Source organism: Brevundimonas sp. (genome assembly GCF_031412435.1).
In the GTDB taxonomy this organism is placed as follows: Bacteria; Pseudomonadota; Alphaproteobacteria; order Caulobacterales; family Caulobacteraceae; genus Brevundimonas.
Genome location: NZ_JANODA010000044.1, coordinates 83,271 through 109,842, shown reverse-complemented (window position 1 = coordinate 109,842; position 26,572 = coordinate 83,271). Strand labels below are relative to the sequence as shown.

General features: G+C 67.8%; 27 protein-coding genes, 1 tRNA gene and 1 riboswitch. Of the genes, 12 read left to right on the top strand and 16 right to left on the bottom strand.

The features are described 5' to 3' along the window. Window positions 1-7 precede the first annotated feature (7 nt). On the top strand, window positions 8-469 hold the full coding sequence (locus RMO01_RS08800; protein WP_309628669.1) for a YaiI/YqxD family protein: 462 nt from the start codon (window positions 8-10) through the stop codon (window positions 467-469). Then, the gene (gene arfB / locus RMO01_RS08795; RefSeq protein ID WP_309628668.1) at window positions 466-867 is read left to right on the top strand and encodes an alternative ribosome rescue aminoacyl-tRNA hydrolase ArfB; all 402 of its coding nucleotides are present in this window, start codon (window positions 466-468) and stop codon (window positions 865-867) included. Before RMO01_RS08800 ends, arfB begins: the two co-directional genes overlap by 4 nt. On the opposite strand, the gene RMO01_RS08790 is transcribed toward arfB, so the two are convergent. The 5 genes from RMO01_RS08790 to RMO01_RS08770 form a co-directional block, all read right to left on the bottom strand. Next, window positions 864-1,574 carry a hypothetical protein gene (locus RMO01_RS08790; RefSeq protein ID WP_309628667.1) on the bottom strand — a complete coding sequence of 237 codons (711 nt, stop codon included), beginning with the start codon at window positions 1,572-1,574 and terminating at the stop codon, window positions 864-866. The genes arfB and RMO01_RS08790 overlap by 4 nt on opposite strands. Window positions 1,575-1,612: 38 nt before the next feature. Next, on the bottom strand, window positions 1,613-2,149 hold the full coding sequence (locus tag RMO01_RS08785; RefSeq protein WP_309628666.1) for a hypothetical protein: 537 nt from the start codon (window positions 2,147-2,149) through the stop codon (window positions 1,613-1,615). 16 nt (window positions 2,150-2,165) lie between these two features. Beyond that, a complete protein-coding gene (gene ubiB / locus RMO01_RS08780) occupies window positions 2,166-3,707 on the bottom strand; it encodes a 2-polyprenylphenol 6-hydroxylase (protein ID WP_309628665.1) in 1,542 nt (513 codons plus the stop codon). Between the two features lie 44 nt (window positions 3,708-3,751). Continuing rightward, window positions 3,752-4,537, bottom strand: coding sequence for a class I SAM-dependent methyltransferase (locus tag RMO01_RS08775; protein WP_309628664.1), 786 nt, complete (start codon window positions 4,535-4,537; stop codon window positions 3,752-3,754). Window positions 4,538-4,598: 61 nt separating this feature from the next. Next, window positions 4,599-5,306, bottom strand: a complete 708-nt coding sequence (locus RMO01_RS08770; protein WP_309628663.1) for a Crp/Fnr family transcriptional regulator — start codon at window positions 5,304-5,306, stop codon at window positions 4,599-4,601. Window positions 5,307-5,455: 149 nt separating this feature from the next. Between RMO01_RS08770 and RMO01_RS08765 the strand changes: the two genes are divergently transcribed. Then, window positions 5,456-5,758: a 4a-hydroxytetrahydrobiopterin dehydratase gene (locus RMO01_RS08765; RefSeq protein WP_309628662.1), complete on the top strand. Its 303-nt coding sequence runs from the start codon at window positions 5,456-5,458 to the stop codon at window positions 5,756-5,758. A gap of 1 nt (window position 5,759) precedes the next feature. Beyond that, the gene (locus RMO01_RS08760) at window positions 5,760-6,548 is read left to right on the top strand and encodes an SDR family oxidoreductase (protein WP_309628661.1); all 789 of its coding nucleotides are present in this window, start codon (window positions 5,760-5,762) and stop codon (window positions 6,546-6,548) included. Between the two features lie 343 nt (window positions 6,549-6,891). On the opposite strand, the gene RMO01_RS08755 is transcribed toward RMO01_RS08760, so the two are convergent. Continuing rightward, on the bottom strand, window positions 6,892-8,184 hold the full coding sequence (locus RMO01_RS08755; RefSeq protein WP_309628660.1) for a hypothetical protein: 1,293 nt from the start codon (window positions 8,182-8,184) through the stop codon (window positions 6,892-6,894). A gap of 153 nt (window positions 8,185-8,337) precedes the next feature. On the opposite strand from RMO01_RS08755, the gene RMO01_RS08750 reads away from it, so the two are divergent. The 5 genes from RMO01_RS08750 (at window position 8,338) to RMO01_RS08730 (ending at window position 13,495) form a co-directional block, all read left to right on the top strand. After that, a tRNA-Arg gene (locus RMO01_RS08750) sits at window positions 8,338-8,414 on the top strand. A 75-nt stretch (window positions 8,415-8,489) separates the two neighbouring features. After that, window positions 8,490-8,696, top strand: a riboswitch (cobalamin riboswitch). Between the two features lie 154 nt (window positions 8,697-8,850). After that, window positions 8,851-10,770 carry a TonB-dependent receptor domain-containing protein gene (locus RMO01_RS08745; RefSeq protein WP_309628659.1) on the top strand — a complete coding sequence of 640 codons (1,920 nt, stop codon included), beginning with the start codon at window positions 8,851-8,853 and terminating at the stop codon, window positions 10,768-10,770. A gap of 99 nt (window positions 10,771-10,869) precedes the next feature. Next, a complete protein-coding gene (locus tag RMO01_RS08740; RefSeq protein WP_309628658.1) occupies window positions 10,870-11,745 on the top strand; it encodes an ABC transporter substrate-binding protein in 876 nt (291 codons plus the stop codon). Then, a complete protein-coding gene (locus RMO01_RS08735) occupies window positions 11,742-12,728 on the top strand; it encodes an iron ABC transporter permease (RefSeq protein WP_309628657.1) in 987 nt (328 codons plus the stop codon). The genes RMO01_RS08740 and RMO01_RS08735 overlap by 4 nt, the downstream gene beginning before the upstream one ends. After that, window positions 12,725-13,495 (top strand): ABC transporter ATP-binding protein, encoded by a 771-nt coding sequence (locus tag RMO01_RS08730; RefSeq protein WP_309628656.1) that lies wholly within the window; start codon window positions 12,725-12,727, stop codon window positions 13,493-13,495. Before RMO01_RS08735 ends, RMO01_RS08730 begins: the two co-directional genes overlap by 4 nt. 24 nt (window positions 13,496-13,519) lie before the next feature. Here the strand turns inward: RMO01_RS08730 and RMO01_RS08725 are convergent, their stop codons facing one another. Further along, window positions 13,520-15,757, bottom strand: coding sequence for a glycoside hydrolase family 3 N-terminal domain-containing protein (locus RMO01_RS08725; RefSeq protein WP_309628655.1), 2,238 nt, complete (start codon window positions 15,755-15,757; stop codon window positions 13,520-13,522). Window positions 15,758-15,976: 219 nt separating this feature from the next. Further along, window positions 15,977-16,165: a hypothetical protein gene (locus RMO01_RS08720; RefSeq protein ID WP_309628654.1), complete on the bottom strand. Its 189-nt coding sequence runs from the start codon at window positions 16,163-16,165 to the stop codon at window positions 15,977-15,979. Between the two features lie 230 nt (window positions 16,166-16,395). Here RMO01_RS08720 and RMO01_RS08715 point away from each other — a divergent pair, with 230 nt between their 5' ends. Further along, a complete protein-coding gene (locus RMO01_RS08715) occupies window positions 16,396-16,884 on the top strand; it encodes a cell wall hydrolase (protein ID WP_309628653.1) in 489 nt (162 codons plus the stop codon). Here the strand turns inward: RMO01_RS08715 and RMO01_RS08710 are convergent. The 6 genes from RMO01_RS08710 to RMO01_RS08685 form a co-directional block, all read right to left on the bottom strand. Next, window positions 16,878-17,909 (bottom strand): oxidoreductase, encoded by a 1,032-nt coding sequence (locus tag RMO01_RS08710; protein WP_309628652.1) that lies wholly within the window; start codon window positions 17,907-17,909, stop codon window positions 16,878-16,880. The two genes, RMO01_RS08715 and RMO01_RS08710, sit on opposite strands and share 7 nt — an antisense overlap. A gap of 7 nt (window positions 17,910-17,916) precedes the next feature. Continuing rightward, complete coding sequence (locus RMO01_RS08705; protein ID WP_309628651.1) at window positions 17,917-18,963, bottom strand: ribonucleotide-diphosphate reductase subunit beta; 1,047 nt, start codon at window positions 18,961-18,963, stop codon at window positions 17,917-17,919. A 103-nt stretch (window positions 18,964-19,066) separates the two neighbouring features. Beyond that, on the bottom strand, window positions 19,067-19,657 hold the full coding sequence (locus tag RMO01_RS08700; protein ID WP_309628650.1) for a hypothetical protein: 591 nt from the start codon (window positions 19,655-19,657) through the stop codon (window positions 19,067-19,069). 116 nt (window positions 19,658-19,773) lie between these two features. Then, the gene (locus RMO01_RS08695; RefSeq protein ID WP_309628649.1) at window positions 19,774-19,875 is read right to left on the bottom strand and encodes a hypothetical protein; all 102 of its coding nucleotides are present in this window, start codon (window positions 19,873-19,875) and stop codon (window positions 19,774-19,776) included. A gap of 103 nt (window positions 19,876-19,978) precedes the next feature. Further along, the gene (locus tag RMO01_RS08690; protein WP_309628648.1) at window positions 19,979-21,913 is read right to left on the bottom strand and encodes a methyl-accepting chemotaxis protein; all 1,935 of its coding nucleotides are present in this window, start codon (window positions 21,911-21,913) and stop codon (window positions 19,979-19,981) included. Window positions 21,914-22,016: 103 nt separating this feature from the next. Beyond that, window positions 22,017-22,169: a hypothetical protein gene (locus RMO01_RS08685; RefSeq protein ID WP_309628647.1), complete on the bottom strand. Its 153-nt coding sequence runs from the start codon at window positions 22,167-22,169 to the stop codon at window positions 22,017-22,019. A gap of 183 nt (window positions 22,170-22,352) precedes the next feature. Between RMO01_RS08685 and RMO01_RS08680 the strand changes: the two genes are divergently transcribed. After that, window positions 22,353-22,736, top strand: coding sequence for an ion channel (locus RMO01_RS08680; RefSeq protein WP_309628646.1), 384 nt, complete (start codon window positions 22,353-22,355; stop codon window positions 22,734-22,736). Here RMO01_RS08680 and RMO01_RS08675 read toward each other — a convergent pair. Together RMO01_RS08675 and RMO01_RS08670 are read right to left on the bottom strand one after the other, a co-directional pair. Beyond that, on the bottom strand, window positions 22,733-24,862 hold the full coding sequence (locus RMO01_RS08675; protein ID WP_309628645.1) for a response regulator: 2,130 nt from the start codon (window positions 24,860-24,862) through the stop codon (window positions 22,733-22,735). The genes RMO01_RS08680 and RMO01_RS08675 overlap by 4 nt on opposite strands. Before the next feature lie 99 nt (window positions 24,863-24,961). Further along, complete coding sequence (locus RMO01_RS08670; RefSeq protein ID WP_309628644.1) at window positions 24,962-25,528, bottom strand: TMEM165/GDT1 family protein; 567 nt, start codon at window positions 25,526-25,528, stop codon at window positions 24,962-24,964. 182 nt (window positions 25,529-25,710) lie between these two features. On the opposite strand from RMO01_RS08670, the gene RMO01_RS08665 reads away from it, so the two are divergent. Further along, a complete protein-coding gene (locus RMO01_RS08665) occupies window positions 25,711-26,172 on the top strand; it encodes a hypothetical protein (protein ID WP_309628643.1) in 462 nt (153 codons plus the stop codon). Window positions 26,173-26,572: the final 400 nt, after the last annotated feature.

The window sequence follows — 26,572 nt, the reverse complement described above, 5'->3', positions numbered from 1 at the left end:
TCCCGTTATGTCCGCCCCCCGCATCTTCATCGACGCCGACGCCTGTCCGGTGAAGGACGAGGTCTATCGCGTGGCGGCCCGCTACGGCCTGCATGTGTTCGTGGTCTCCAACAGCTGGATCAACACGCCGCGCGAAAAGTGGATCGAACAGATCGTCGTCGATGCGGGCCCCGACATCGCCGACGACTGGATCGCCGAGCGTGCGGGACCGGGCGACATTGTCGTCACCGCCGACATCCCGCTGGCCGACCGCTGTCTGAAGTCCGGGGCCCAGGCGTTGAAGTCGAACGGCCAGCCGTTCACGGCGGACTCGATCGGCTCCGCCCTGGCCGGCCGGATGGTGGGCGAGCATCTGCGGTCCATGGGCGTGGCCACGTCCGGCCCGCCGCCGTTCGGCCCGAAGGATCGCTCCGCCTTCCTCCAGGCGCTGGATCAAGCGGTCGTGCGGGCGAAGCGCGTGCCTCAATGACGACTATCCCCGAGAGCGAGCTGGAGTTCCATTTCTACCGCGCCGGCGGGCCGGGCGGTCAGAACGTCAACAAGGTCTCGACCGCCGTCCAGATGCGGTTCGACGCGAAGAACTCGCCGTCGCTGCGCGAGCCCGTGCGCGAGCGGCTGATGAAGCTGGCGGGCAGCCGGCTGACGCTCGACGGCGTCATCCTGATCACCGCCGTCCGCCACAGGACCCAGGAACGCAACCGCGCCGACGCCATCGAACGGCTGCAGGAGCTGGTCGACAAGGCCTCGATCGCCCCGACCTACCGCGTGCCCACCCGCCCGACCCGGGCATCGAAGGAACGCCGCCTCCAGGCCAAGTCAGGCCGCGCCACGATCAAGAGCGGACGCGGCAAACCATCGCTGGATTAGCGCGGGCCGCGATCCATCATCTGCTGCAGCGGCGTGCGCGGCAGGGTCGCGAGGGTCAGGGCGCCGTCCTGATCCGCGTCGAGGACCATGAACCAGCGCTCCGTCGCCTGAGCCCATTCCTGTGACGTCACGGTCTGGTTGGTGTCGAGGTCGGCGGCCTTGACCGGCTGCGGATAGTTGAAGAAGCCGGCCGCGGCGATCGGACCATAGGCCAGGGGGCCGGTCGGTGCGCGCTGGCGGGCGCCGCTGCGACCGCTCTGCTGCAGGGCGGGTTCGGCGAGGCTCAGGTTTCTGTCGCCGCCGAAGCCTTCCAGACGCCGTCCGGGCCCGCGGCGTCCGCCCTCCATGCCCGGCAGGCGGGCGCGGGCCTCCGCCATATCCGCTTCATAGGCGGTGATCTCGTCGGGGGTCAGCCGGTCGTCGCGGCGGGTGTCGAGGGTCCGGAACTGTCGCACGCCGTCGGCGGCAAATTCCTCAAACGTCACCCGGCCGTCGCTGTCGGCGTCGGCCCCCGAGAACCAGGTCGCGACGGGCCAGGCGTCGCCGGGCTGCGAGAAGAACAGTTCGCCGAATGGGCTGACGAACAGACCGGGCCTCGGTCCCTGAGGGCCGCCCGGACTTCCCGGTCCGCCCATCGGACCGCCCGGGCTGGACGCGCAGCCGGAAAGAACGGCGAGGCCGAGGGCGGCGAGGGCGATACGCGTCATGCTTCAGTTCCGGGGAGGAAGGGTCGTCGAATGGATGTTCAGGCGGCGGGCGCGGCCGGCTCGGAGGATTCGGGCGGCGCTTCGCGGAAGCGAAGGGCGGCGACCAGGCCGCCGTCTTCCAGCCCGACCTGCCACTGGGTGGCGGCGTTCTCGAAAACCACAAGGAACTGGCCGACGCCGTTGGTCGCGCCCTGGGCCTCTATCGACTGCACCGCGCCATAGCCCCGGACCAGCCGGGAATAGTTGGCCAGTTGACCGTTCAATTGGGTCGCGACGCCGGGGGTGAACAGACGTTCGTCGATGTCGGCGGCGCGGAACTGTTCGATGACGGCGCGCAGCGCGCCCTCGGCCATCTCGATGTCGGTGACCTGGCCCGCCGGCGCGGCCGGCAGGGGCGCCACAGGCCTTGGCTGGGCGGCAGGCCCGTCGAAGGTGTTCGGAATCGTGGCGGCGGCCCCGGAGGGCGCAAGAGACCGGCTCTGGTTCAGCGATGGGGTCGGCGTCGTCTGGGCCAGCGCAGGACCGGCGGCGGCGAGGGCGAAAACGAGTGCGGTGGTCTTGATTGAAACGGTCATGCGGACTCCGGCGATGTCAGCCCACAATTCCGGGCCATAACGACATAACGAGGGCGGCGGTCGAAAGACCCATGGCGACGACGACACAGACGGCCAGCCAGGTCGGGGTCTTCACCCGCTCGACGATGACTGTCTGGCTGGTGGACGGCTCCTGCACCAGACGCGACAGGGCGCGGGCGCCGGACAGGATTTCGCGCAGACCGTCGCGGACCTGGGCCCTGGGGCCCAGCTCGCGGGTGATCCAGCGCTCCACCACGGGCTGGGCCGCGGCCCACAGGTCATGGTCGGGGTTCAGGCGGCGCGCGACGCCCTCGACCGAGACCATGGTCTTCTGCAGCAGGATCAGTTCGGGGCGCAGGTGCATGTCGAACAGGGCGGTGATCTCGAACAACTGGCCCAGCAGCCGCCCCATCGACACCTGGGACGCCGCCCGGCCGATCACCGGCTCACCGACGGCGCGAAGGGCCTGGGCGAAGGCCTCGACCGAATGGTGCGGCGGCACATAGCCGGCCTCGAAATGCACTCGGGCGATGCGCGGATAATCCCGCGTCAGGAAGCCCCACAGGATCTCGGCGAGATAGCGTCGCTCACCGGGGTTCAGCCGGCCGATGATGCCGAAGTCGACGGCGGTCAGCTCGGCGGGCGCAGAGGCGAACAGGTTCCCCTCGTGCAGGTCGGCGTGGAAGGTTCCGTAGTCCAGGGCCTGGACCAGGAAGGCGCGCACGACATTGTCGGCGAGGGCGTTGATGTCCATGCCCGGTTGTTCGATCGCGGCCGGATCGGTCATGGGCAGGCCCACCGCCCACTCCAGCGTCAGCACCCGTTTGCCGACGCCGTCCCAGACGACTTTCGGCGCGATCATATGCGCCCCGTCGGCCCGGGCCTTCTCCATGATGTCGTGCAGCTCGGAGGCGGCGGCCGCCTCCAGCCGCATGTCGAGCTCCAGATACATCGACCGCGCCACGGTCTCGACGAAGGCTTCGGGCTCCAGCCTTCGCGCCGCCGGAACGAGCCGATGCACCAGGCCGGCCGCCAGACGCATGGCGTCCAGCCCCTTGACCACACGGCGCTCGACCCCGGGCCGCAGAACCTTGACCGCCACCTTGCGGCCATCGGCCAGCCAGGCCGGGTGGGCCTGGGCCAGGGACGCCGCGCCGATGGGATCGCCGAAATCGGTGAACAGGCTCTCGACCGGCCGCCCCAGCGAGCGCTCGATCTCGCGACGCGCCTCCTGGGTCGGAAATGGCGGCAGCTTGTCCTTCAGCCGGCCCAGGTCCCGGGCGAACTCGATGCCGAAGATGTCGGCGCGGGTAGCCATGACCTGGCCCAGTTTGATCGCCACCGGCCCCAGGGTTTCGAAGGCCCGGCCCAGCCTCTGGCCTGGCCGCCCGTCGCGGCCTTCTCGCCCGGCAAACAGATGCACGAACCCCGCGATCGGCCGCGCCCAGGCGGGCAGCAGCGGCGTGATCTCGCGCGGTATCAGGGCGTCGTGTTTCGCCAGCGCCCCGCCCCAGCGGATCAGCCGCCAGGTCGCGCCGACGGGATCGCGCACCGCCACGGTCGGCGGGGCTGCGGGCGCGACCCGATATGACTGCGGAAAGCTCAGACCGCCCACCCGAAATGGATCGCGGCGACCCCGCCCGACAGGTTGGTCACGGCGACGCGACTGAAGCCGGCCTCCTCGATCATGGCCTTGAACGTCGACTGGTCCGGGAAGCGGCGGATGCTCTCGACCAGGTACTGATAGCTGTCGCGATCCTTGGCCACCCATTCGCCGATGCGCGGAATGGCGTGGAAGGACCAGGCGTCATAGGCCTTGCGCACAGCCTCGGCTGTCGGGCGCGAGAACTCGAGGCACAGGAACCGGCCGCCCGGCTTCAGCACCCGCCGGGCTTCCTTCAGGGCGACGGGAATGTCGGCGACGTTGCGGATGCCGAAGCTGATCGAATAGCCGTCGACCGAGGCGTCGGGGATGGGCAGGGCCATGGCGTCGCCGACGGTCCAGATCATCTCCGGCTCGCCGCCCTTCTGAACGCCTGCCAGGATCATCTCGGCGTTGTAGTCGAGCACGATGACCGAGGCGTCATCGCCTCCGCGCCGCTCCTGGGCCCTGCGCGCCATCTTCGAATAGCGCCGCGCCATGTCGCCGGTGCCGCCCGCGACGTCCAGGATGGTCTCGCCGGGCCGGGGGTTGAGCTTCACCGCCGCCGCGTCCTTCCACAGCCGGTGCACGCCCCCGCTCATCAGGTCATTCATCAGGTCGTAGCTGGAGGCCACGCTGTCGAACACGCCGCGCACCATCCGCACCTTCTCGCGCGCATCCACGTCGCGGAAGCCGAAGGAAGAGGTGTCGCCCGAGGAATGCGGGCCGTGCGGGGAGGGGGTCATCCGGGCGGTCTAGCGCGGTCGGGCGCCCACGTCACCGGGCCTCGCCGTCGCGGCCTGCGGTTCAGACGTCCGGCGCCCGGGGTGCAGGCACGCCGAGATCCTTCATCACCCCGCGCATGGCGCCGTAGCAGCCGCAGGCGGCGTCCTCGAGCGCCTCGCGATCCAGCACCTCGACCCAGCCCCGACCGCGCCGGATCAGCTTTTGACCTTCCAGACCGGCCCCGACCTCGGACACCGTCGCCCGGCGCACGCCCAGCATGCCGGCGATGTCGGACTGGGTCAGGTTGAATCGGTTGGACCCGGCGCGATCGTGCAAGGTCAGCAACCAGCGGGCCAGCCGTTCGTCCAGCCTGTGCTGGGCATTGCAGGCGGCGGTCTGTTGCACCTGGGCGAACAGGCTCTCGGTGAATTTCGCCAGGGCCGTGCGCAGGGTCGGGCTCTCGCTCAAGGCGTCCGAAAAAACGTCGGCGGAGCAGCAGGCGGCCGAGCCCGCGATCTGGGCTATGGCGCGCGACGAAGCGCGGGCGTTCATCGGCCCACAGGTCACGCCGATCAGACCTTCGCGTCCGATGGCCGCCGTCTCCACCATCCTGTCCTCCGGAAGAATGGTCATCAGAGAGACCACGCCGTTCAGGGGAAACCACACCTGATTCACCGCCTCGCCCGCGTCGTACAGCATCTGGCCCTGGGTGAATGGCTTCTCGGCCAAATGCGGCTCGAGCCGCTTTCGGTCGGCCACGGTCAGCGAGGCGATCCAGAGATTGTCCAATTATGCAGCTCCCGTCGCGTATGGCGACGCTTACCAACGTCCCAGCTTCACGGGACGTTCCAGTGTTGGCTTGAGTGTCGCCTAGCTGACGTTGCGGCGCCTTGCAGCCGCCCGGCGAGACCGTTAGGCCCGACGACAGGAGAGCTTTCATGGCCAGACCGACCCTCGATCCCGCCGCCGCGATCACTGGCCTGACCGGCTGGTCGGTCCACGACGGCGACCGTCCCGCCATCGAGCGGACCCTCAAATTCGCCGACTTCAACACAGCCTTCGCCTTCATGACGCGCGTGGCGCTGAAGGCCGAGACCATGGACCACCATCCGGAATGGTCGAACGTCTACAACAGGGTGACCATTCTGCTGACGACCCACGACGCCGGTGGCGTCACCGACCTCGACACCACGATGGCGCGCTTCATCGACGCCGCCGCGAAAGCCCTGGGAGGGGAATGAAATGAGCAAAACAGGACGGGTCGCCGGCAAGGCCGCCTTGATTACGGGCGGAGCCCAGGGCCTGGGCGAGGCCATCGCCTGGATGCTGGCCCGAGAGGGCTCGAAGGTCGCGATCACCGACATCAACGGCGCGGGGGCCGAGGCGCTGGCCGCGAGGATCAATGCCGAGATTCCGGGCTCGGCCTTCGGTTTCACCCATGACGTGGCCTCGGAGGCCCAGTGGATCGACGTCGTCGGCAAGGCGGCGGAGGCCATGGGCGGCCTGTCCATCCTGGTGAACAACGCAGGTGTCGGCGACGTCCTGCTCTTCGCCGAGCAGGACACGACGGAGAACTGGCAGCGTCAGTACGAGATCAACCTGCGCTCGGTCATGTTTGGCTGCAAACACGCCATGCCCCACCTGCGGGCCTCGGGCTCGGCGGCCATCGTCAACATCTCGTCGATCGCCGGCCTGGCCGCGGGGCCGGGCATGGGCGCCTATAACGCCACCAAGGCCGGCGTCTGGATGTACACCAAGACCGTCGCCCTCGAGGCCGCCAAGATGGACTGGAACGTCCGGGTCAACTCCGTCCATCCGGTCTTTATCAAGACCGCGATCCTGGACCCCTTCGTCGCCATGGCGGGCGGCGATGAGCAGAAGGCCCACGAACGCCTCGCGCGCGGCATCCCGCTGAAGCGGATCGGCGAGCCGAACGACGTCGCATACTGCGTCCTCTACCTCGCCTCCGACGAAGCCAAGTTCGTCACCGGCGCCGAGTTCAAGATCGACGGCGGCATGACGGCGCAATAGCCGTTTTCCCTCTCCCCTTGCGGGAGAGGGAGATCGCGCACGGCGGCGAAAGCCGTCGTTCTGGCGCGATCGGGTGAGGGGTCACGTTCCATACCCATCAACAGATCGTCCGATTTCTTCAATCGGTTCAACGGCCGGCTTCAATTTACAGCTTTATCCCAGGCGCCTCCGAAAACCGTGAGACACTGTCCTCCGGTCTTTTACATCGCCATCCCGAACGCGTGGTCGTTGTAGACTCTGTCGAGTCCGCCACACCAATTGTGGAGTCGCATCGCCGTCCCGTCCGAACGCTTCGGACGCATCGGACGCTTCGCACTGTCTTTTCGGCGTCCGGAACCTGGCTTCAGAGGATGTCCGCTGGCAGGATCTGGCTGGACAGCAGGGTCTCCATCCCCGCCCAGCGATCCGGACCCTGGCGCTCGACCCAGGCCTGCACCGTGTCGCGACCGAGACCGTAGTTGATGATGTAGCTGCGATAGGTCTCGATGAACCGAACCCGTTGGGCGGCTCGCTCGGGCGTCGTCAGCATGTATTTCGACAGCTTGGCGATGGTGTCTTCGCGGTTCACCCGTCCGGCCAGATAATCGTCGGCGATCGTGTATTCCGCCCGCGCCAGCTGGCGGACCAGGGCGTTGAGCTCATCCTTCTCTTCGACGGGCGCGCCGGTCAGGCCGGCCAGCGGCAGGAGGACCTCCCGCTCGAACACCTCGGCCTCGTCGCCGGGGAAGGCCAGGTCGATGCCGTAGTTGGCGCTGCCCTCGGCCACGAAGGACATCGGCGAATACAGGGGATAGACGCTCATCTCGACCCAGCCGCGATCCACGACGAAGGTCTTCTCCAGCAGCGCGTTGTACACGTGGTGGCCCGGATAGCCTTCGTGGCAGCCCAGATCGATGGCCCGGTCGGTGAAAATCGGCTGGTCGGTGTTGATCTCGATCTTCGAGGCCGCGTCGCCCTGGAAATAGTTGTAGCCCGACCACGGCTTGTCGGTGACGAAGGCCAGGGTGAACCGCTCGTTGGCCGGCAGCGGGATATGGCGGATCGTCCGCGCCCGGCATTCTGCGATCGAGGCGTCGAACACGGCCTGCAACCGGTCGGTCGGGATGATGAAGCCGGTGCGGAAGGCCGACACCCGGTCGGCCAGGGCGCCCTCTCCCGGAACCAGGGCGTCGATCCGGGCCAGGATCGGATCATAGGCGGTCAACGGCTTCAGCTCTGGACGCACGCCGAACAGGGCCTCGGCCTCGTCGGCGAAGCTCATCCGCTCCCCGCCGATCATGCGCAGCCGAGCGGCTGCGGCCGAGACATGAGCCAGCAGATAGGCCTTCCGCTGGACCACGACGGGCTCCGCGCCCCGCGTCGACAGGGCGTTCAGCCGCCCCGTCAGGGAGGCCGCGCCCTGGATCAGGGCCGGAACCTCGCGCGGGTTCGCCTTCGCCGCCTCGGCCCATTCCGGCGGACCATAGTAGGCGTCCACATAGCCGGGCTCCCGCTCTCCGATCTCGAGGATGAGGGCGACATAGTCCCGCGCCACGGCGTCCAGACTGTCGCCGGACGGATCGGGCGCCGGGGCCGTCGCGCAGGCCGCGACCAGCAGCAGGGGAAGGGCGAGGGCGGCCAGGAAAAGACGACGCATGGACGGACTCCGAAAGGACCGCCGCACGCTAGGCGGGGCGGCGCTCTTCGCCAAGTCGTTCCGGACCTCGCCTTTCCGGGCCCCGCCTTTCCGGGATTGAGGCTGAACGCGACCTGCTGTAAGGCCCTTCGTCCGGCCGCGAGGCCGACAGATGCACCCGTAGCTCAGCTGGATAGAGTACTGCCCTCCGAAGGCAGGGGTCAGAGGTTCGAATCCTCTCGGGTGCGCCACTTCCTTTCCCGACAAAACGTAAGGCCAGGCTCCGCGCCTGACCGTGACCATTGCCGCCACGGGCGCGATGGCCTAATGGCCGCGCTGCGACAGGTTCCCCAGAGATGGGGATGAAAAGGGAACTCGGGTGCGAAACCCGGGCTGCCCACGCAACTGTAAGCGGCGAGCCCGCGCGTCATTTGCCACTGGGTCCGATGGTTTCGACCAAAGGACCTGGGAAGGCGACGCGCACCGGCATTGACCCGCGAGCCAGGAGACCTGCCCGTCGTGGTCGTCCTTCGCGCGGACGTGGTGTGCCGAGCGGAACGGGTCTTTTCCCGAATGGCGACGTCTGTTGGGCCGCGCATCGCTGCGCGGTCGTGACCGGGCGTGTCTCCATGTCCGATCACGGCCGTTCGCGAGCCGGCTCGTTGTCAAACGAGGGATTGGACCCAGATGAAAAATGAACTGATCGCCAGCGCCGCCACGGCCGCGCTCCTGCTCACCGCCAATGCTGCGAGCGCCCAGACCGTCACCGCCGTGACGGACCCTGGCCTGCTGGACGATGTCATCGTCACGGCCAACCGCTCGGCCCAGGCCGCCGACCGCGTCGGCCAGTCGGTCACCGTCCTGACCACGGCGGACATCCAGTCCAGCCAGACCGTCGTGGTGTCGGACCTGCTGGCCCGGACGCCGGGCGTCACCGTGTCGCGCAACGGCGGGGTCGGCTCGGTTACGGCCGTGCGCATCCGCGGCGCGGAAACGGACCAGACCGTCGCGATCGTCGACGGCGTGAAGCTGAATGACCCGTCAGGCACCGGCGGGGGCTACAATTTCGGCAATCTGCTGATCGGCGACGTCGCCCGGATCGAGGTCCTGCGGGGCGCCCAGTCGACCCTGTGGGGCTCCCAGGCCATCGGCGGCGTGGTCAGCATCGTCACCGCCGAGCCAACGCGTCCGTTCCAGGCCAGCATTGACGCCGAGGCGGGTTCGCGCGGGACGACGTATCTGCGGGGCTCGGTCGGCGGCGCCGGCGAACGCGCCACCTGGCGACTGGCCGCCTCCCGCTATCAGACCGACGGCTTCTCGGCCTTCGCGCGCGGGACCGAGAATGACGGCTACGAGAATTTCGGCCTCAGCGGTCGGGCCAACATCCGCATCGTCGAAGGCGTCTCCGTGGACCTGCGCGCCGTCTATTCGGACGGGGATGTGGACGTCGACGGATTCCCGGCGCCGCTGTTCGCCTTCGGCGACACGCGCGAGACCTCGAGTACGAAGGAACTGGTCACCTATGCCGGCCTGAACTTCGACCTGTTCGACGGCCGTCTGAGCAATCGCATCGCCTATGGTTACACCCGTACCGACCGCCAGAATCTGGCCGGGTCCGCTGTCACCTTCGAGGCCGAGGGCCTGAACAGGCGCTATGAATACCAGGGCGTGTTCGATGTCCGCGAGGGCTGGACCGCGACCTTCGGCGCCGAGCACGAGGACTCCGAGTTCTCCGCCGCTCCGGATGCGGCCGAGGTCGGTCTCGACGGCGTCTACGCCCAGCTTCAGGCCGAGGTCGTCGACGGTCTGACCCTGACCGGAGGCGTGCGTCACGACGAGCACGATACGTTCGGCGGCAAGACCCTGGGTCAGGCGGCCGTAGCCTGGGCTCTGAACGACGGCTCGACCGTGCTGCGCGCCAGCTTCGGCCAGGGCTTCAAGGCGCCGAGCCTTTATCAACTCTACAGCCAGTACGGAAACCTGGCCCTGCTGCCGGAAGAGGCGGACGGCTGGGACGCGGGCGTGGAACAGTATCTGCTGGACGGCGCCCTGATCCTGTCGGCGACGTATTTCTCGCGCGAGACGACCAACCAGATCGACTTCGTCTCCTGCTCGGGCACGGTCGCGCCGGCGACGGCGCCGCTGTGCTTCAGGAACGGGGCGCGTCGCTTCGGCTACTATTCGAACATCGCCCTGACCGAGGCCGACGGCGTCGAACTGGCGGCGGACTACGAGATCGGGTCGTTCCGGGTCAACGCCAACTACACCCGGACCAATACCGAGAACCGCACGCCCGGCGCCAACCTCGGTCGCCAGTTGGCGCGTCGTCCCGACGAGGCTGCGAACCTGACCGTCGGCTATGTCTGGCCGTTCGGTCTGTCGACCTCGGTCGCCGTCCAGCACGTGGGCGACAGCTTCGACAACGCCTCGAACGCCACGCGACTGGATGCCTACACCCTGGTCGATCTGCGGGCCTCGTATCCGATCAATGAGACGCTTGAGCTCTATGGCCGGGTCGAGAACGCGGGGGACGAGACCTATGCGACCACCGCCAACTACGGCGTCGCGGGTCGCGGGACCTTCGTGGGCGTCCGCGCCCGGTTCTAGGTCGACACGACGGGCGCGAACGGACCGTCCGTTCGCGCCCTCTGGCGCCGGCCCCGACGGGCGGCGCACACTCAGGATCGTCGGGAAGGAGACGCATCGATGACAGCACCCGATCGTCGCGCCCTGGTCGTGGGCAGCCTGGCCGCAGGCCTCGGCCTGGGGTCCGCGCGCGCCGCACCGGCGTCGCCGCCGCAGGCCCAGCCCCGACGCATCGTCTCGTTGAATCCCTGTCTGGATGTGATCCTCGCCCATGTCGCGGACCGGAGCCGGATCACGGCGCTCAGCCACTATTCCCGTGACCGCTACGGTTCGACCATCGCAGAGATCGCCCGGACCCTGCCGTTCACCTATGGGACGGCCGAAGAGGTCATCGCCCTCGAGCCTGACCTGGTCCTGACGGGGCGCCCGTCGCCGCCGTCTCTGCTCAACGCCCTTGATCGCGTCGGCATCCGGACCCTCCAGTTCAGCGTGCCGGAGACGATCGCGGACAGTCTGGCGCAGGTACGGGAAGTGTCCGCCCTCGTCGGCCGCCCCGAACGCGGCGAGACGGTCGTTCGCAGAATCGAAGCCGCATTGGCCGCTGCTGCAGCCGCGCCCGGAGCACGCCGTGTCTCAGCCCTCGTCTTCATGCCCGGCGGCTTTGCATCAGGGCCCGGCACACTGATGGACGAGATGATGCGGCGCGTGGGCCTTGAGAACGTCATCGCGCGGTACGGCCTTCGCGGATCGGCCAATGTGCCGCTGGAGTTCGTCATCGCCGATCCGCCGGACCTGTTGCTGTCTGGCGAGCCGTCGCGCGGTCTGCCGAGCCGGGCCCAGCGGGTGATGGAGCATCCGGCCCTGGCCCGTGTCGCCGGCGGCATGGAACGGGCCGTCTTCCCGGAACGGCTGCTGTTCTGTGGCGGGCCGGTTCTGATCCGGACGGCGGCGGCCCTGTCCCGTGCGCGCGACGCCGCACTGGCGAGGTCCGCATGAAGCCCGTGAGCCGACCGCTTCTGTATGCCGGCCTGATCGCCCTGTTGCTGGTCCTGTCGGGGATCAGCCTGATCGCCGGCAAGGTCTGGGTCCCGTGGAGCGCCTGGGTCTCGCCGGACATCGATCCGCGCTGGGCCATCGTCTTCGAACTGCGTCTGCCGCGCACCATCCTCGGCATCGTGGTGGGCGCCGCGCTCGGCCTCTCGGGCGCGGTGCTGCAGGGCTATACGCGGAACCCGCTGGCCGATCCCGGTGTGCTCGGCGTGTCGGCGATGGCGGCGCTGGGGGCGGTGCTGACCCTCTACTACGGGGTGACTGCGGTCGCGCCCTGGGCCCTGCCGGTCGCGGCGATCAGCGGCGCCCTGGTCGGAGTCGCCATCCTCATGCTGCTGTCCGGATCGGCCTCGAGCCTGGTCACCTTCGTTCTGGCCGGGGCCATACTGAACATCCTGTCCAGCGCGGGCGTATCGCTCGCCCTGTCGCTGGCGCCCAGTCCGTGGGCGGTGTCAGAGATCGTCGACTGGTTAATGGGGTCGCTCGCCGATCGCAGCTTCGAGGAGGTGCAGATGGCGTTGCCTTTCATCGCCGTCGGCTGTGGAATGCTCCTGACCACCGGGCGAGCTCTGGACGCGCTGACGCTCGGCGAAGTCGGCGCGCGGTCGCTGGGGATCTCGATGCCCAGAACTCGATGGACTCTGGCGCTCGGCGTGGCGCTGGCAGCGGGAGCGAGCGTCGCCGTCACGGGCGTGATCGGGTTCGTGGGGCTGGTGACGCCACACCTGCTGAGGCCCTTGGTCGGCGCACGACCCGGGGCCCTTCTCATGCCCAGTATTCTCGGCGGCGCCGTGATTGTGCTGGCGGGCGACATCCTCGTCCGGATGACCCCGGCGGCGGGCGAGGTGAAGCTGGGCGTCGCCATGGCGGTGCTGGGCGCGCCCTTCTTCCTCATCCTGCTGCTGCGTCTGCGGAGGACGATCGCATGAGCGTCCTGTCCTGTGCGGACCTGACCGTCGACATCGGCGGCAAGGCGATTCTCTCGGCGGTCAGCCTGTCGATCGAGGCCGGCAAGGTCACGGCGGTCGTCGGTCCCAACGGCGCCGGCAAGTCGACCCTGCTGGGCTGTCTGGCGGGGCTGCACGCGCCGACCTCCGGCTCAGCGCGGCTGGACGGCGTCAGCCTGACCGGCATGAGGCCGCGTGACCGCGCGAAACGGCTGGCCTTCCTGCCCCAGACGCCGGAGATCGCCTGGCCGATCGAGGCCCGGACCCTGGTCGAGCTGGGACGGACCCCCTTCATCGGCGCGCGCGGTCAGGCCGGGGAGGACCATGCGGCGGTCGACCGGGCCATGGCGGCGGCCAATGTCACTGAATTCGAACACCGGATCGTCGACACCCTGTCGGGCGGCGAGCGGGCGCGGGTCCTGATCGCACGGGCGCTGGCCGGAGAGCCCGAGTGGCTGCTGGCCGATGAACCCCTCACCGGGCTCGATCCGGCGCACCAGCTGGACGCCGCCGTTCTGTTTCGACGGCTGGCCGACGATGGCGTGGGCGTGATCGTGACCCTGCACGACCTGTCCATGGCGTTGCGCATGGCCGACCGGATCATCGTCCTGGCCGAAGGTGAGGTTCTGGCCGATGACCCACCCGCGACAGCGCTGTCGCCGGATGTCCTGAGGCGCGCCTATGGCGTCGAGGCGACCCTGACCCATGGCCCGGGCGGACCCCTGATCGACGTGATCCGGCGCTCGTAACCTCTGCGACCGGCCCGACAACCCCTACCGGCCGACGAGGATCAAGGTCGCCGGTTCGCCCGCCTGGGCCGAGGACGTCAGCCAGATGTCGAAGGCGCCCGGCTGAACCGTCGGCCGACCATCGGCGCCGACATATTCCAGACGCTCGCGTCGCAGGGTGAAGGCCACGGTCCTCGTCTCGCCCGCCTCCAGCGCGACTTTGCGGAAGTCGCGCAGGCGACGACCGGGCTGGGTCAGGTCGGCGACGCGGTCGCGGATATAGAGCTGGACCGTCTCCTCGACCGCACGGTCGCCCGTATTGGTCACATCAACCGAGACCTCGACCGCGCCGTTCCAGTCCAGCGTCGCCTCGGCCGGCGTTGCCGCGCCATAGGTGACCGCGCCATAGGTTAGGCCGTGACCGAACGGATAGAGGGCGGTGTTGGTCGTCTCGCGATAGCGGGCGACGTATTCCTGCGACGCCAGGGCGTTGTTCGCCGGGCGGCCCGTGATCTTGTGGTCGTAGCTGAACGGCTGCTGCCCCGAACGATGCGGGAAGCTGACCGGCAGGCGACCCGACGGCGAGGACAGTCCGAAGACGATGTCGGCGACCGCATGGCCCATCTCTCCGCCGAGGAACCAGGTGACGACGATGGCCCCGGCGTCCTTGATCGGTCCCGACAGCTCCATGGCGCGACCGTTGCGGAGCAGGACAACGACGGGCTTTCCGATCGCGGCGACGGCCTCCGCCAGGGCGCGCTGCGGCGCCGGGATGTCGATCTCGGTGCGCGACTGGGCCTCGCCCGACATGCGCGAGCTTTCTCCGATGGCGAGGACGACGACGTCCGCCTGGGTCGCCGCCAGAACCGCTGCGTCGATGCCGCCCGGCAGGGCCGCCTCGACGTCGGAACCCTTGACCACGACGAGGTCGGCCTCTTCGTCCATGGCGGCGCGGAAGCCCGCTTCCAGCGAGATGCGGCGCGTCTCGTCGCCCCAGATGGTCCACGGCCCGAAGACATTGTCGACGTCGGCGCCGAAGGGCCCGATCAGGGCGATTTTCTGGCCCGAGGGTTTGAGCGGCAGCAGGCCGCCTTCATTTTTCAAGAGGACGATGGACTTCACCCCGGCCTCACGGGCCAGGTCGCGATACTCGCGCGAGCCGACGACCCGCCGCTCCCGCTCGGGATCACAGCCACGATAGGGATCGTCGAACAGACCGAGCGCCGCCTTGGTCATGAGCACGCGCCGCACCGCCTGATCCACGCGGGCAAGGGGGACGTCGCCCTTCTCCACCAGATCGGGGATGTGCTCCAGGAACAGGCCTGAGACCATCGACATGTCCATGCCGGCCAGCAGGGCGATGCGGGCCGCGTCACGCCCGTCGGACGCGAAGCCGTGGGCGATCAGCTCCTGTTCGGCCGTGTAGTCGGATACGACGAAGCCGGTGAAGCCCCATTCGTCACGCAGGATGTCGGTCAGAAGCCAGGGGTTGCCCGACGCCGGGACGCCGTTCAGGTCATTGAACGCGGTCATGACCGACAGGGCGCCGGCGTCGAACGCGGCCCTGAACGGCGGCAGGAAGGTTCCCCGCAGCGTCGCCTCGGACATGTCGGTGGTGTTGTAGTCCATGCCGGCGATGGCGGCGGAATAGGCGGCGAAATGCTTGGGCGTGGCGAGCAGGGCGTCGCGGTCGGCCAGGCCCTTGTCGCCCTGGAAGCCGCGCACGCGGGCGACCGCCAGGACCTCGTTCAGCCACACGTCCTCGCCTGCGCCCTCGACGCCGCGGCCCCAGCGCTGGTCCCGCGCCACGTCGACCATGGGGGCGTAGGTCTGGTGGATGCCGGAGGCCGCGCCCTCCACCGCCGCCGCCCGCGCCGTGCGCCGCGCCAGGTCGGCGTCGAAGGCGGCCGCCTCGGCCAGCGGCACCGGGAAGACGGTCTTCAATCCGTGAATGATGTCGGCGGCGAACAGCAGGGGAATACCCAGCCGGCTCTCCTCGACCGCGATGGTCTGGATGCGGCGCCCGGCCTCGGCGCCCACGCCGTTGAACAGATTGCCGACGAGACCCTCGCGGATCATCCGGGTCACCCTCGCAGGATCGCCCTGACCGTCCAGCGGGTTCACGTTCATCGGCCGGAAGCGGAACGGGTCGCCCAGCAGGTTCAGCTGACCCGCCTTCTCCTGGATCGTCATGCGCGCAATCAGGGCGTCGACGCGATCAAGGTCGGCCTCGGACTTCCGGGGCGATATCCGCGGCGCGGCGACAACACTGCTCGCGAACATTCCCAATCCCGCTGCCGCCATGGCCAGAACGAATCTACGTGAAGAAGGATAGGCCGGGCGGTTCAATACTGTAATCCTTCTGGGTTCGCCGTGAGATAGACGCACGACGGCGAGGAGTCAGATCACACCCGGTTGCAGATGCGTCCAGCCGGTACGACGGCGGGAATGAAGGTCCCGACGGGCGGCAAAGCGGGGCTGTCGAAGCCCGGGCGGCGCCGGTCAGTCGAGCCCGTCCTCCGTCACCACAAAGGTGCGGCCTTCTGCGCGGGCGGCGGCGGCGAGCTGGTTCTGGACCAGATGCCAGCGGCGCAGGCGTTCGAAGTCGATCGTGTGCCCGGGCGCGGCGTCGAGCCAGTCGGCGAAGGCGCGGCGCGCCTGACGGTACTGCGGCGCCGTCGGGTCCGGCACGGGCGGAACTCTCGGCAGCCGGCTTGCGACGTCCGGCGGAATGGGAAAGTCGCCGGAACTCGTGGAGAGGATCATCGGGCGAGACTCGCGGGGGAGGAGAGGAATTCCCCTATTTAACCCCGCCATCGAGCCAGGCGCCACCTTTCGACGCGAACAACGTTCCGGGAGATGCCCCGCCCTGATATGGCCAAGCTCCTCAGGCTGGTATGGCGCGAGAGGGAACCGAGATGATGATCAGGACCAGAACCCTGTCGGCCTGCGCTGTCGCACTGACCTTCGCGCTGGCGGCCGGCGCGGCCGAGGCGCAGAAGCCGCCCGCCCAGACGCGGCCGTCGGACCAGGCCGACCAGCTGCTGAGCCAGGCCGTGCCGACAACCCCGGCGCCCGTCAACGACGGCGAGGCCTATCGCCGCGCCGACGACGCCGACCAGGACCCGGTCGAGCTCCGAACGACCCAGGCGCTCAATGACGAGATCGCCTCGCGCAACCAGCTGGCCGAGAACCAGGAACGGGCCGATCAGGCCGCGTTCGAAGCCGAGCGGGCCAAACACGAAGAGGCGGTCACGGCGGCGACCCGGGCCCGGCTGGCCTATGAGGAGGACGTCCGCCGGTCCGAGGCTGCGCAACGACAATGGGAGGCGGACCGCGCCCGCTGGGAGGCCGATGTTCGCGCCTGTCAGGCCGGCGACCGGAGCCGTTGCGCCCCGCCGCGCTACTGATCGATCGGGACCTCCCGACGAGTGGCGGCGCTGCGGAGACCGGCGTCGAGGATATCCATGACCGACAGGGCCTGGCTGGCCGTGACCGGCGGCGGACCTTCGCCGCGCAGGGCCGAGGCGACGCCTGAGTAGAATGACTGGTAGTGGCCGGCCGGGCCGGGGGCGGGGCTGCGTTCGCCGGTCTCGCCGTCGACGAAGGTCCCGGGCCTGGGATCGACGCCCCAGCCGGGGCTGCCTACGGCCAGACCGGCCTTCGACTGGTCTTCCTGAACGTCGAGGCCCGACTTCAGCCAACTGCCCTTTGTGCCGTGGACGGCGAAGCGGACATCGGGCGCTGCGCAGACCATGGCGGCGTTCAGCACCACCCGCTTGTCGGCATAGCGCAGGACGGCATGGACCCAGTCGGGGGTCAGGCCGCCCGGACGCTGGATCGCCATGTCGCAGGTGATGGCGAGCGGTCGGCCGAACAGGACCAGGATCTGGTCGACCAGATGGGGCCCGAGGTCCATCCAGACGCCGTCGCCGTCGTTCTCGCGCCAGCGGTCGCGGACGAGGGGGCGGTGGCGGTCGTAACGGCTTTCCACCGTCACGACCTCGCCCAGACGGCCCGAGGCGAGCTCGGCCTGGAGGGCGAGGAAGTCGGCGTCCCAGCGACGGTTCTGGAAGACGGAGAGGAGAAGGTTCTTCACTTCCGACAGCTCGACCAGACGGCGGGCGTCGGCGAGGGTCAGGGCGAATGGCTTGTCGACGACGACGGCCTTGCCCGCGTTCAGGGCCGCCCCGGCCTGGGCCGCATGCAGGGCGTCGGGGGTGGCCAGGACGATCAGACCGATGGCCGGGTCGGCGAGCACCGGCTCGAAGTCGGGGGCGACGCGGACGTCGGGCCAGGCGGCGCGGACCTCGTCCGGGCGGCTGGACACGACGGTGTGAAGGACGAGGCCGGGCTCGGCCGCGACCAGCGGGGCGTGGAAGGTCTTTCCGGCATTGCCGAAGCCGACAACGGCGACGTTGATCGGCTCCGGCATCTTCAGGTCAGCCCGCGACCATGCTCATGTCGCGGCGGGCCAGCATCTTGTCGAACTCGCCCCAGACGCCCTCGGCGCCATGCCAGGCGCCGGTGGTGGCGGCCTTGGAATACTCCGTGGCGCGGGCCTCGAAGAAGTTGGCGTGCTCGACGCCCGACAGCAGGGACTGCAGCCAGGGCAGGGGGTTTTCCTTCACGCCGTAGAGCTCCGGCAGCTTGAGCTGGCGCAGGCGCCAGTCGGCGATGAAGCGGATGTACTGTTTGATGTCTTCGGGCGTCATGCCGTTCACCTCGCCGGCCTCGAAGGCCAGGTCGATGAACTTGTCTTCAAGACCAACCACGGTGCGGCAGCATTCGACGATGTCGTCGGCGACCGAGGGGGTGACGCAGCCCGTCTCGGCGTTGAAGGCGTGGTAGAGCTTGATGATGCCGTCGCAGTGCAGGCTCTCGTCGCGGACCGACCAGCTGACGATCTGGCCCATGCCCTTCATCTTGTTCTGGCGCGGGAAGTTCATCAGCATCGCGAAGCTGGCGAACAGCTGCAGCCCCTCGGTGAAGCCGCCGAACATGGCGAGCGTCCGGGCGATGTCGGCATCGGTGTCGACGCCGAACTTCTGCATGAAGTCATGCTTGTCGCGCATGGCCTCGTATTCCATGAAGGCGCCGAACTCGCTCTCGGGCATGCCGATGGTCTCGAGCAGCAGGGCGTAGGCCGCGATGTGGATCGTCTCCATGTTGGCGAAGGACGACAGCATCATCTTCACCTCGGTCGGTTTGAACACCCGACCGTATTTTTCCATGTAGTTGTCCGCGACCTCGATGTCCGACTGGGTGAAGAAGCGGAAGATCTGCGTCAGCAGGTTGCGCTCCTTGTCGTTCAGGTTGGCCGCCCAGTCCTTGCAGTCCTCGCCCAGCGGCACCTCCTCGGGCATCCAGTGAACCTGCTGCTGCTTCTTCCACATGTCGAAGGCCCACGGATAACGGAACGGCTTGTAGGCCGCCGAGGGGGTCAGCAGGCCGGCGCGGGCGGGCGTGATGAGGGTGTGAGCGTTCATGGGGAGGAGACCGGAGACTGGGTCCCGGCCTGCGCCGGGATGAACGAAAGAGGGACTGGGGCCAGTGAACCCCAGAATCGATCCGAAAGCTACCGGTTGATGGTTAACGATCCCCAGCATCAACATCTTGTGTCGAACGGGGGATGGTTTGGCACTGTTCCTCGAATTCGGAGTGCAAGACAGTGCAATCGTCGTCGGGATCAGGCGCCTGTTGCGACGCACCGGGGCGGTCGCTCACACGTCGAAGATAGGCGGCGCGCAGATGGTCGATGTCCCGGAAGAGCGGAGCCTCGGCGTCGATGCGATCGCCGCAACGCTCCAGCCGTTCGGCGACGCGCAACCAGACCAGAGATTGCTGAGGGCGATCCATGGCCGCCTCTTCCGAGGCCTTGCGGAACGCGAACCGGCGCAGGACGTCCGGTTGGGGTTCGAACAGCAGACGGAACTGATCCAGGCCCTCTTCCTCCAACACCTCGGCCAGCTCCGGCTCGGCCTCCAGGACCGCAGCGCGACGGCGATGAGGGTCGTGGTCCTGGCGTCGCCAGCCCTCGACAGCCGCCCGATGGCGGAGCGTGCGCAGCGGCACGCCGTAGCGTTCAACGAGCACGGGACCGCTGACGCCGGCCATGAAGTCGGCGCGGATCTGGTTCCAGGTTTCGGCGGAGCGGGGCGGTTGAGGATCGGCATGGGTCATGCCGCCAGTGTCACCCCGTTTCGAACCAGGGCGCGGATAAAGGCTCTCGTTAGAGCCGGGCCTTGAATTCAAAGGCGTCCTGGGGCGATCCGCGCCGCACATCGGGGCATGGTCTCCTACGTCCGCATCATTGCCCCGCGAAGGATTATCACCCCCAGACTGTAGTCCGGCGTTTGGGGCATCGGCGTTGTCGGGGTCCAACACCGGATCTGGCGCACCGGGCGGACGTCGATACAGGATTCCTGCCCCCTGTCTCGAACGCGATCAGCTCAAGCATCCCGCCGGTGTCGACAGTGGCCTCGTTGTCGAAGGGCGTCAGGCTCAGAACACCTCCCACTTGTCGGCCTTCAGGGCCGTGTTGCCGACCGAGCGGGGTGACGGGCGGGATTTGGCGGCGGGCCGGGCATAGGCCTCGATCCGGGCCTGGGCGGCGTGGACCGGGTTGCCGCGTTTCGCGGCGGGCACATCGCCGACCTTGAAGCGCGACACCAGCCCGTCCAGCTCTCCGGCCTCGCTCTTCAGCGAATGAGAGGCGGCGGTCGCTTCCTCGACCATGGCCGCGTTCTGCTGGACCATCTGGTCCATATGGTTGACGGCGGTATTGACCTGGCTGAGACTCGACGACTGTTCCTGGGCCGAGGAGCTGATCTCTGACACCAGACCGTCGATCGCGGCGACCTGTTCCGCGATCCGGATCAGGGTTTCGCCCGTCTCGCCCACCAGTGTCACGCCCTGGCTGACCTGATGACCCGAGGTCGAGATCAGGCCCTTGATCTCCTTGGCTGCCTCGGCGGACCGCTGGGCCAGGGCCCGCACCTCCTGCGCCACGACCGCGAAGCCGCGACCGGCATCGCCCGCACGCGCCGCCTCGACGCCGGCGTTGAGCGCCAGGAGATTGGTCTGGAAGGCGATTTCGTCGATCACCCCGATGATCTGATTGATCTCGGCCGAGGATTTCTCGATCTGCCCCATTGCAGCGATTGCACGCTGCACCACCTCGCCGGACGCCTGGGCATCACCCCGCGCCGAGGCCACGGCCTGAGCCGCCTGCTGCGAGCCCGACGCCGTCCGCTTCACCGTCACCGTGATCTGCTCCAGCGCGGCAGCAGTCTCCTCCAGGGACGCGGCCTGCTGCTCGGTGCGTTTCGACAGGTCGTCCGAGGCCGAGGCGATCTCTTCCGAACCCGCGCGGATGGCGGCGACATTGACCACCACCGCCGCCATGGTCTCGCGCAGCTGGCTGATCGCACCATTGAAATCCTGTTGCAGCTTCACATAGTGGGCGGGGAATGTCTGGGTCAGCTGGACGGTCAGATCGCCTCTGGACAGGGCGTCCAGACCCATGGCCAGAGCCTCGACCACGGCGGCCTGATGCTGGGCGGCCTCTTCGGACAGCAACCGGTTCTGAAGGCGTTCGGTCTCTACTGCCTGGCGCGCGGCCTGGGCCTCGGCCTCGATCTCACGGGACCGGATGCCGGCGTCCTTGAACACCTGCACGGCCTTGGCCATCGCCCCGACCTCGTCCACGCGGCTTCTGGACGGGATCTCGGCGCTGTAGTCGCCTCCAACCATGTCTTCCATCACGCCAGTCAACGTCTTGAGTGGCGTGAAAGCGAGCGTCGCCCAGAATGCGATGACCAGGCCAATAGCCACACCCAGGACGCAAAGGCCGACGATCGCCCAGGTGAAGGCTTGCACAGCGGCTGTGGTCCTTTCGCCGATCGCCTGGCTGCGGGACTCCTGCAGATCGATGAACAGGTTGATGCGGGCCAGCCATTCAACAAAGGCGGGGCGGGCCTGGGTCATAAGCAAGGCTTCCGCACCGTCGACATCGCCGGCGATGCGCATCGCGATGATCCGCTCGACCATCGGCAGGGTACGCGCTTCGGTTTGCTTGATGCTGTCCAGGATGGCCTGTTCGTCGGGGGTCACTTCCGGACCGGACATCATCGAGTCCAGAGGAGCAGCGGACACAGCATATTTTGCGGCGAGGGCCTCGATCGCAGTAATCGTCTGTTCGATTTCGGCGGGTGAGGTCAGCAGGGTCAGGTCCCGGACGTCGATGGCGCGATCGTGAACGCTCCCGCGAAAATTAATCGCATGACGCTGCTTAACACTATTAACTTCATTGACAGATCGAAGATCGTTCTTGATCGAATTCACTTGGAAAGCAGCAAAAACAGTAATCATGACAGAGATGGCAATGAGACCCAAGAACGCTAATCTCAACTTGTCTTTTACACTGAACTCTAGCAATTGAAAATCCTTAGGACGACGCTACATATTTCTGCAGTATCGTATGCGCTACGCACAGAAAATAAAACATTAAGAAACTCATCAGAATATTGATATATTTGTACTATTTCAGATAACTTAGTGCGGCGAGATCGATCTTGTCTCGCGGCGCCATTGACTGTTTCAACGGCAATAAGGGGCCGCCGCCAATGCGGACTTCGGCCCCGTCGGTCACGTTCAGCGATGCGAAGGAACCCCACGCCATCGCCTCGATCACTCACGATGAGTCCGAGTTTTCCAGCTCATTGCCCGGCCACAGGGTGATGATCTTCCTGACCGTGGTCCAGAATGTCGTCTCCCACCACGGATGCTGATTGGTGTCGCCAAACGGCGACCGTTTCCAGCCACCGAGCGAAGCGGGGCGATAGGGTCGGCGCGCCAATCGCTTGAGGCCGCCACCGTGACGCTGCTGATCCGCGCCACCAACGGCATCGCCGAGCTGCTGCTGGCCTGTCTTGTCCTGCTGGTCCTTTGCGCGGGCCTGTATTCCGTGTTCGAGCACAGGGCCTATGGCGATGCCCTGTGTTGGGCGGCGGTGACGGCGACGACGACGACGAGTTACGGCGATATCTCGCCCACGTCCCTCGGCGGACGGATCGTGGCTCTCGTGCTGATGCGCGCCACCCTCCTGTTCATCCGGCCGCTGCTGATCGGACGGGTGATCGGGGCCTTCCTGGAGGACAGGCGCCGGTTCACCGACGAGGAGCAGCGTCAGCTGATGGCCGATATCGCCGAGTTGAAAGCACGTCTGGCGCGGGACGACCCGCCCGGCCGGGCGCTCTAGGCCGCCGCTTCGTCGATCGCCTCGACGTTCGCGCCCATGACGGTGTCGATGGCGGCGAACAGGCTGGCGTGGGTCAGGGGCTTGGCGACGTGGCCGTCCATGCCGGCGGCCATGCAGCGCGCTGCGTCCTCGGGCATGGCGTCGGCGGTGACGGCCAGGATCGGGGTGCGGGCGTGATCGCGGCCGAGGGCGCGGATCGCCTGGGTCGCGGCCAGGCCGTCCATGCGCGGCATGCGAACGTCCATCAGGATCAGGTCGAAGGGCGAGGCCGAGGCCATCTCGACCGCCTCGAAGCCATCGACGGCCTCGAAGATCTCGCAGCCGAGCGGAGCCAGCATCAGTCGGGCGACTTCCCGGTTGGTCGGATGGTCGTCGACGACCAGCACGCGGGCGGCGCCGTCGGTCTCGGCGGGGGCCGGATCGGCGACCTCGGTCGTCGCGTCCCCGTCCGCCAGCGGCAGGGGCAGGCGGACGGCGAACGTCGAGCCTTCGGGCGAGGTGCTTTCCAGCTCGATCCGGCCGCCCATGGCGCCGGTGAGACGCCGGGCGACGGCGAGTCCCAGACCGCAGCCGACATGAGCGCGGCTGATGGAATTATCAGCCTGGACGAAGGCGTCGAAGAGGGTGGGGATCAGATCCGGGTGGATGCCCGGGCCGGTGTCGGAGATCCTGAACACGGTCAGGGGGCCTTCACGGGCGACGGCCAGGGTGACCTCGCCCCCGGAGGTGAACTTGACGGCGTTGGACACCAGCCGGTGCAGAATCTGGCGCAGGCGGGGCTTGTCGGCAATCAGCGCCGCCTCGGCGCCCGGCTGGACCCGAATGTTTATGGGCAGGCTCTTTGCAGCGGCGCAGTCACTGCTGGCGGCAGCGACCTGGGCCAGCAGAGCGGCGGGGTGGACCGTCTCCAGACCGCCGGCGGCATCGCCCCGCGAGACCTCGAGCAGATCCTCGACCAGGGTAAGCAAGGCCCTGCCGCACCTCTGGATCTCCTCCACCTGGTTGCGGGCGTCCCGGGCCAGGCCGGGGCGGCGCGACAGGATCTCGGCATAGCCCACGACGCCATGCAGGGGGGTGCGCATCTCGTGGCTCATAAGGCCAAGGAACCGCGACTTGGCGGCGTCGGCGGCCTCGGCCTGACGCCGCGCAGCCTGGGCGGCGAGCGTGCGGGTCTCCAGCCGCAGGACCATGCGCCGTCGTTCGGACACGACCGTCGAGACCGGCAGGGCGATGGCGATCAGGGTCAGCAGGAAGCCGTAGAAGACGTTCAGCTGGCGGACCACGTCGGGGAGGTGAGCCAGCTCCGAATCGGCGGCAAGCCGCTGGAGCGTGAAGGGGCCCTGACCGGTAACGGTGGCCAAGCCGCCGATCAGGGTCACCAGCAGAACCGCCAGGGCCGAACCCGTCGTCGAGACGCGGAAGACCAGCAGCAGAAGAGGGGGGAAGATCAGATAGGTGATCGGCAGGCTGGACTGCCAGAAGACGACCATGGTCGCCGAGGTGAGCAGGCCGAACAGGACGACGGTCTCCCTCACGCCCGCGACCTCGCTGGTGTCGACGAAACGGTAGCGGCGGGCCAGCAGGAGCAGCGTCGGTGTGATGGTCAGCAGGCCCAGGGCCTCCATCGCGAAATAACGCTGCAGGGTGAAGATGTAGAGGCCCGTCGAATAGTCCTTCAGAACGGCCGCCAGGCTGACGATGACGAGCGTGCAGAACAGGACCGCCGGGGTCACGACGGCGACGGCGAAGAACGCCAGACGGCGCGGGCGACGCAGGTCGAGGGCCGCCCCGCAGAACCTGCGAGCCAGGATGCCGGCGATCACGACCTCGGTGAGGTTCAGGACGGCGTTGAGCCACAAGAAGGGCATGGGATCGCCGCGCACGACGTTGCTGACGAGATTGATCGCGAAACTGACGGCCAGGACGGCCAGCGCCTTCCGGCGATGTAACTGGAGAAAGGCGGCGAGCAGGATGCCGTTCGCGGGCCACATGACGACGGCGTCGAACTTTTGCGCGCTCCACATGCCGATCAGGAGGCTCGCGCAGAACAGCGCCACGTAGGCCCAGGCCGGCGGCCCGGCGTCGCGTCCTGTTTCGTGGCGGAAAATCCGCCAGTGACCTTGCATCAGCGTTTTCCCCTGCCACGCCATGGAAATGTCATGCCACGGGAGGGTTAATGCGATGGTGGTCGGACGATCCGTAGTTCTCCTTACCCGGGCCGGGCGTTACGTCGCCAGCAGCACCCAGAGCCCCGTAGCCGCGAAGGCGGCGGCCGCGACCATGCGGATGTATTTCAGCGGCAGGCGGTTCGCCGCCGCCTCGCCCAGCAGGACCGCCGGGCCGTTGACCAGCATCATGCCCAGGGTGGAGCCGGCTACGACCAGGAGCAGGCTCTGGAACCGGATGGCCAGGCCGGCCGTCGCGATCTGGGTCTTGTCGCCCATCTCGACCAGAAAGAAGGCGGCGGTCGTGGTCCAGAAAACGCCGGGGAAGGTCTTCTCAGGCCCCTGCTCGTCCTGGACGTCGAGCGTATCGGGGATCAGGGCCCAGACCGCGAAGCCCAGGAAGGCGAGCCCGACGATCCACTTCATCCAGGGCCCGTCGAGATACTGGGCGGCCAGGGTCCCGGCGAGGGCGGCGAAGGCGTGGTTCAGAAGCGTCGCCGCCAGGATGCCCAGCACGATAGGAGCCGGTCGCCGCCACGCCGCCGCCAGGGCGAGGGCCAGCAGCATCGTCTTGTCCCCGATTTCGGCCAGGGAAACGAGCGCGACCGAGATCAGAAAAGGTTCCAAGAGGCGTCCCGATTTGGGCGGCGCGTGTAGCGGCGGCAACACCGGGAGGCAAGCGCGACGGTGGATGGTAGACAGGTGGAAATGGTTAATATAACGCTGATTACGCGGCTCGCCCGCCCCTCCAGAGTTCGCCTGTGAGGGGAAATAGCGAGGTCTCGCAAGGACTTGAGGGGAGCTGACCCATGGATCCGATCACTTCGATCGTGGCCGCCATGCTGATCTCCGGCGCCGCAGCGCCGGCGGACGGCCATGGCTGTCACGAGGCGCCGCACTACGGCGATGTGCCGTGCTCGTGCACGCGCGTTGTAGACTTCTACGGCCCCTGGACCGGCGGCGGCGCCGGCTGGCCGGGACCGGGGGGCTGGGGCCCGCCGATCAACAATCCGGGACCGCCCATTCACGTCCGTGCGCCGGGCATGCGCGTGATCGGTCGCCCGATCAACGTCGCCGGCCCGACCATCTACATCGACGGACCTCCGGTCTATGTCGACGCCCCGCCGATCCGCATCGCGCCGGCCCAGATCTACGTCCAGCGTCCGGAAGTTCACGTCCGGCCGTCGGAAATCCTGGTCGAGCCGCCTGAAGTTCACTTCTCGGACTGCGCCGACGGCACCACCTGCACCCCGGTGACCCCGGGCCACTGATCCGGCCGGACTGAAATGACGAAGGGCCCCGGCGGAAACGCCGTGGCCCTTTTTCGTTAGCGGAGATGCTGGCGAAGTCCGCTTTCGACCCAAAGCGGACGTGCGCGCCTGTTGATGTTGGGTCCTTGCACAGCCAGACTAGGGCTAATGAGAAGTCTCAGACACGAACTCACGAAATCATTCGAGTGGTTCCGCCTGATCGCTCTAATGCTCGCCGCGACCGGGTTGGCTATCCTGTTGTGGAAGCTGGTTGTCGGTCCGAGGCACCTGCTTGAGTTGGGCGTTGCGTCGGGCGTGACTGCATCGTCAGTGGTGATTTGGCTTTTGCTGGGCTTGGCTATGCGAGTGTTGAGCCGGCGCTGAACCTACTCTGCCTGGAGTCCGCTTCCCAACCTCAAGC

Coding starts and splice junctions, on each gene's coding strand:
- RMO01_RS08765 (WP_309628662.1), top strand. CDS start 5,456: ATGGCCAGACCGACCCTCGATCCCGCCGCCGCGATCACTGGCCTGACC.
- RMO01_RS08760 (WP_309628661.1), top strand. CDS start 5,760: ATGAGCAAAACAGGACGGGTCGCCGGCAAGGCCGCCTTGATTACGGGC.
- RMO01_RS08785 (WP_309628666.1), bottom strand. CDS start 2,149: ATGACCGTTTCAATCAAGACCACCGCACTCGTTTTCGCCCTCGCCGCC.
- arfB (WP_309628668.1), top strand. CDS start 466: ATGACGACTATCCCCGAGAGCGAGCTGGAGTTCCATTTCTACCGCGCC.
- RMO01_RS08790 (WP_309628667.1), bottom strand. CDS start 1,574: ATGACGCGTATCGCCCTCGCCGCCCTCGGCCTCGCCGTTCTTTCCGGC.
- RMO01_RS08745 (WP_309628659.1), top strand. CDS start 8,851: ATGAAAAATGAACTGATCGCCAGCGCCGCCACGGCCGCGCTCCTGCTC.
- RMO01_RS08800 (WP_309628669.1), top strand. CDS start 8: ATGTCCGCCCCCCGCATCTTCATCGACGCCGACGCCTGTCCGGTGAAG.
- RMO01_RS08735 (WP_309628657.1), top strand. CDS start 11,742: ATGAAGCCCGTGAGCCGACCGCTTCTGTATGCCGGCCTGATCGCCCTG.
- RMO01_RS08740 (WP_309628658.1), top strand. CDS start 10,870: ATGACAGCACCCGATCGTCGCGCCCTGGTCGTGGGCAGCCTGGCCGCA.
- RMO01_RS08665 (WP_309628643.1), top strand. CDS start 25,711: ATGGATCCGATCACTTCGATCGTGGCCGCCATGCTGATCTCCGGCGCC.
- RMO01_RS08710 (WP_309628652.1), bottom strand. CDS start 17,909: ATGCCGGAGCCGATCAACGTCGCCGTTGTCGGCTTCGGCAATGCCGGA.
- RMO01_RS08725 (WP_309628655.1), bottom strand. CDS start 15,757: ATGTTCGCGAGCAGTGTTGTCGCCGCGCCGCGGATATCGCCCCGGAAG.
- RMO01_RS08715 (WP_309628653.1), top strand. CDS start 16,396: ATGATCAGGACCAGAACCCTGTCGGCCTGCGCTGTCGCACTGACCTTC.
- RMO01_RS08675 (WP_309628645.1), bottom strand. CDS start 24,862: ATGCAAGGTCACTGGCGGATTTTCCGCCACGAAACAGGACGCGACGCC.
- RMO01_RS08730 (WP_309628656.1), top strand. CDS start 12,725: ATGAGCGTCCTGTCCTGTGCGGACCTGACCGTCGACATCGGCGGCAAG.
- RMO01_RS08700 (WP_309628650.1), bottom strand. CDS start 19,657: ATGACCCATGCCGATCCTCAACCGCCCCGCTCCGCCGAAACCTGGAAC.
- RMO01_RS08755 (WP_309628660.1), bottom strand. CDS start 8,184: ATGCGTCGTCTTTTCCTGGCCGCCCTCGCCCTTCCCCTGCTGCTGGTC.
- RMO01_RS08775 (WP_309628664.1), bottom strand. CDS start 4,537: ATGACCCCCTCCCCGCACGGCCCGCATTCCTCGGGCGACACCTCTTCC.
- RMO01_RS08705 (WP_309628651.1), bottom strand. CDS start 18,963: ATGAACGCTCACACCCTCATCACGCCCGCCCGCGCCGGCCTGCTGACC.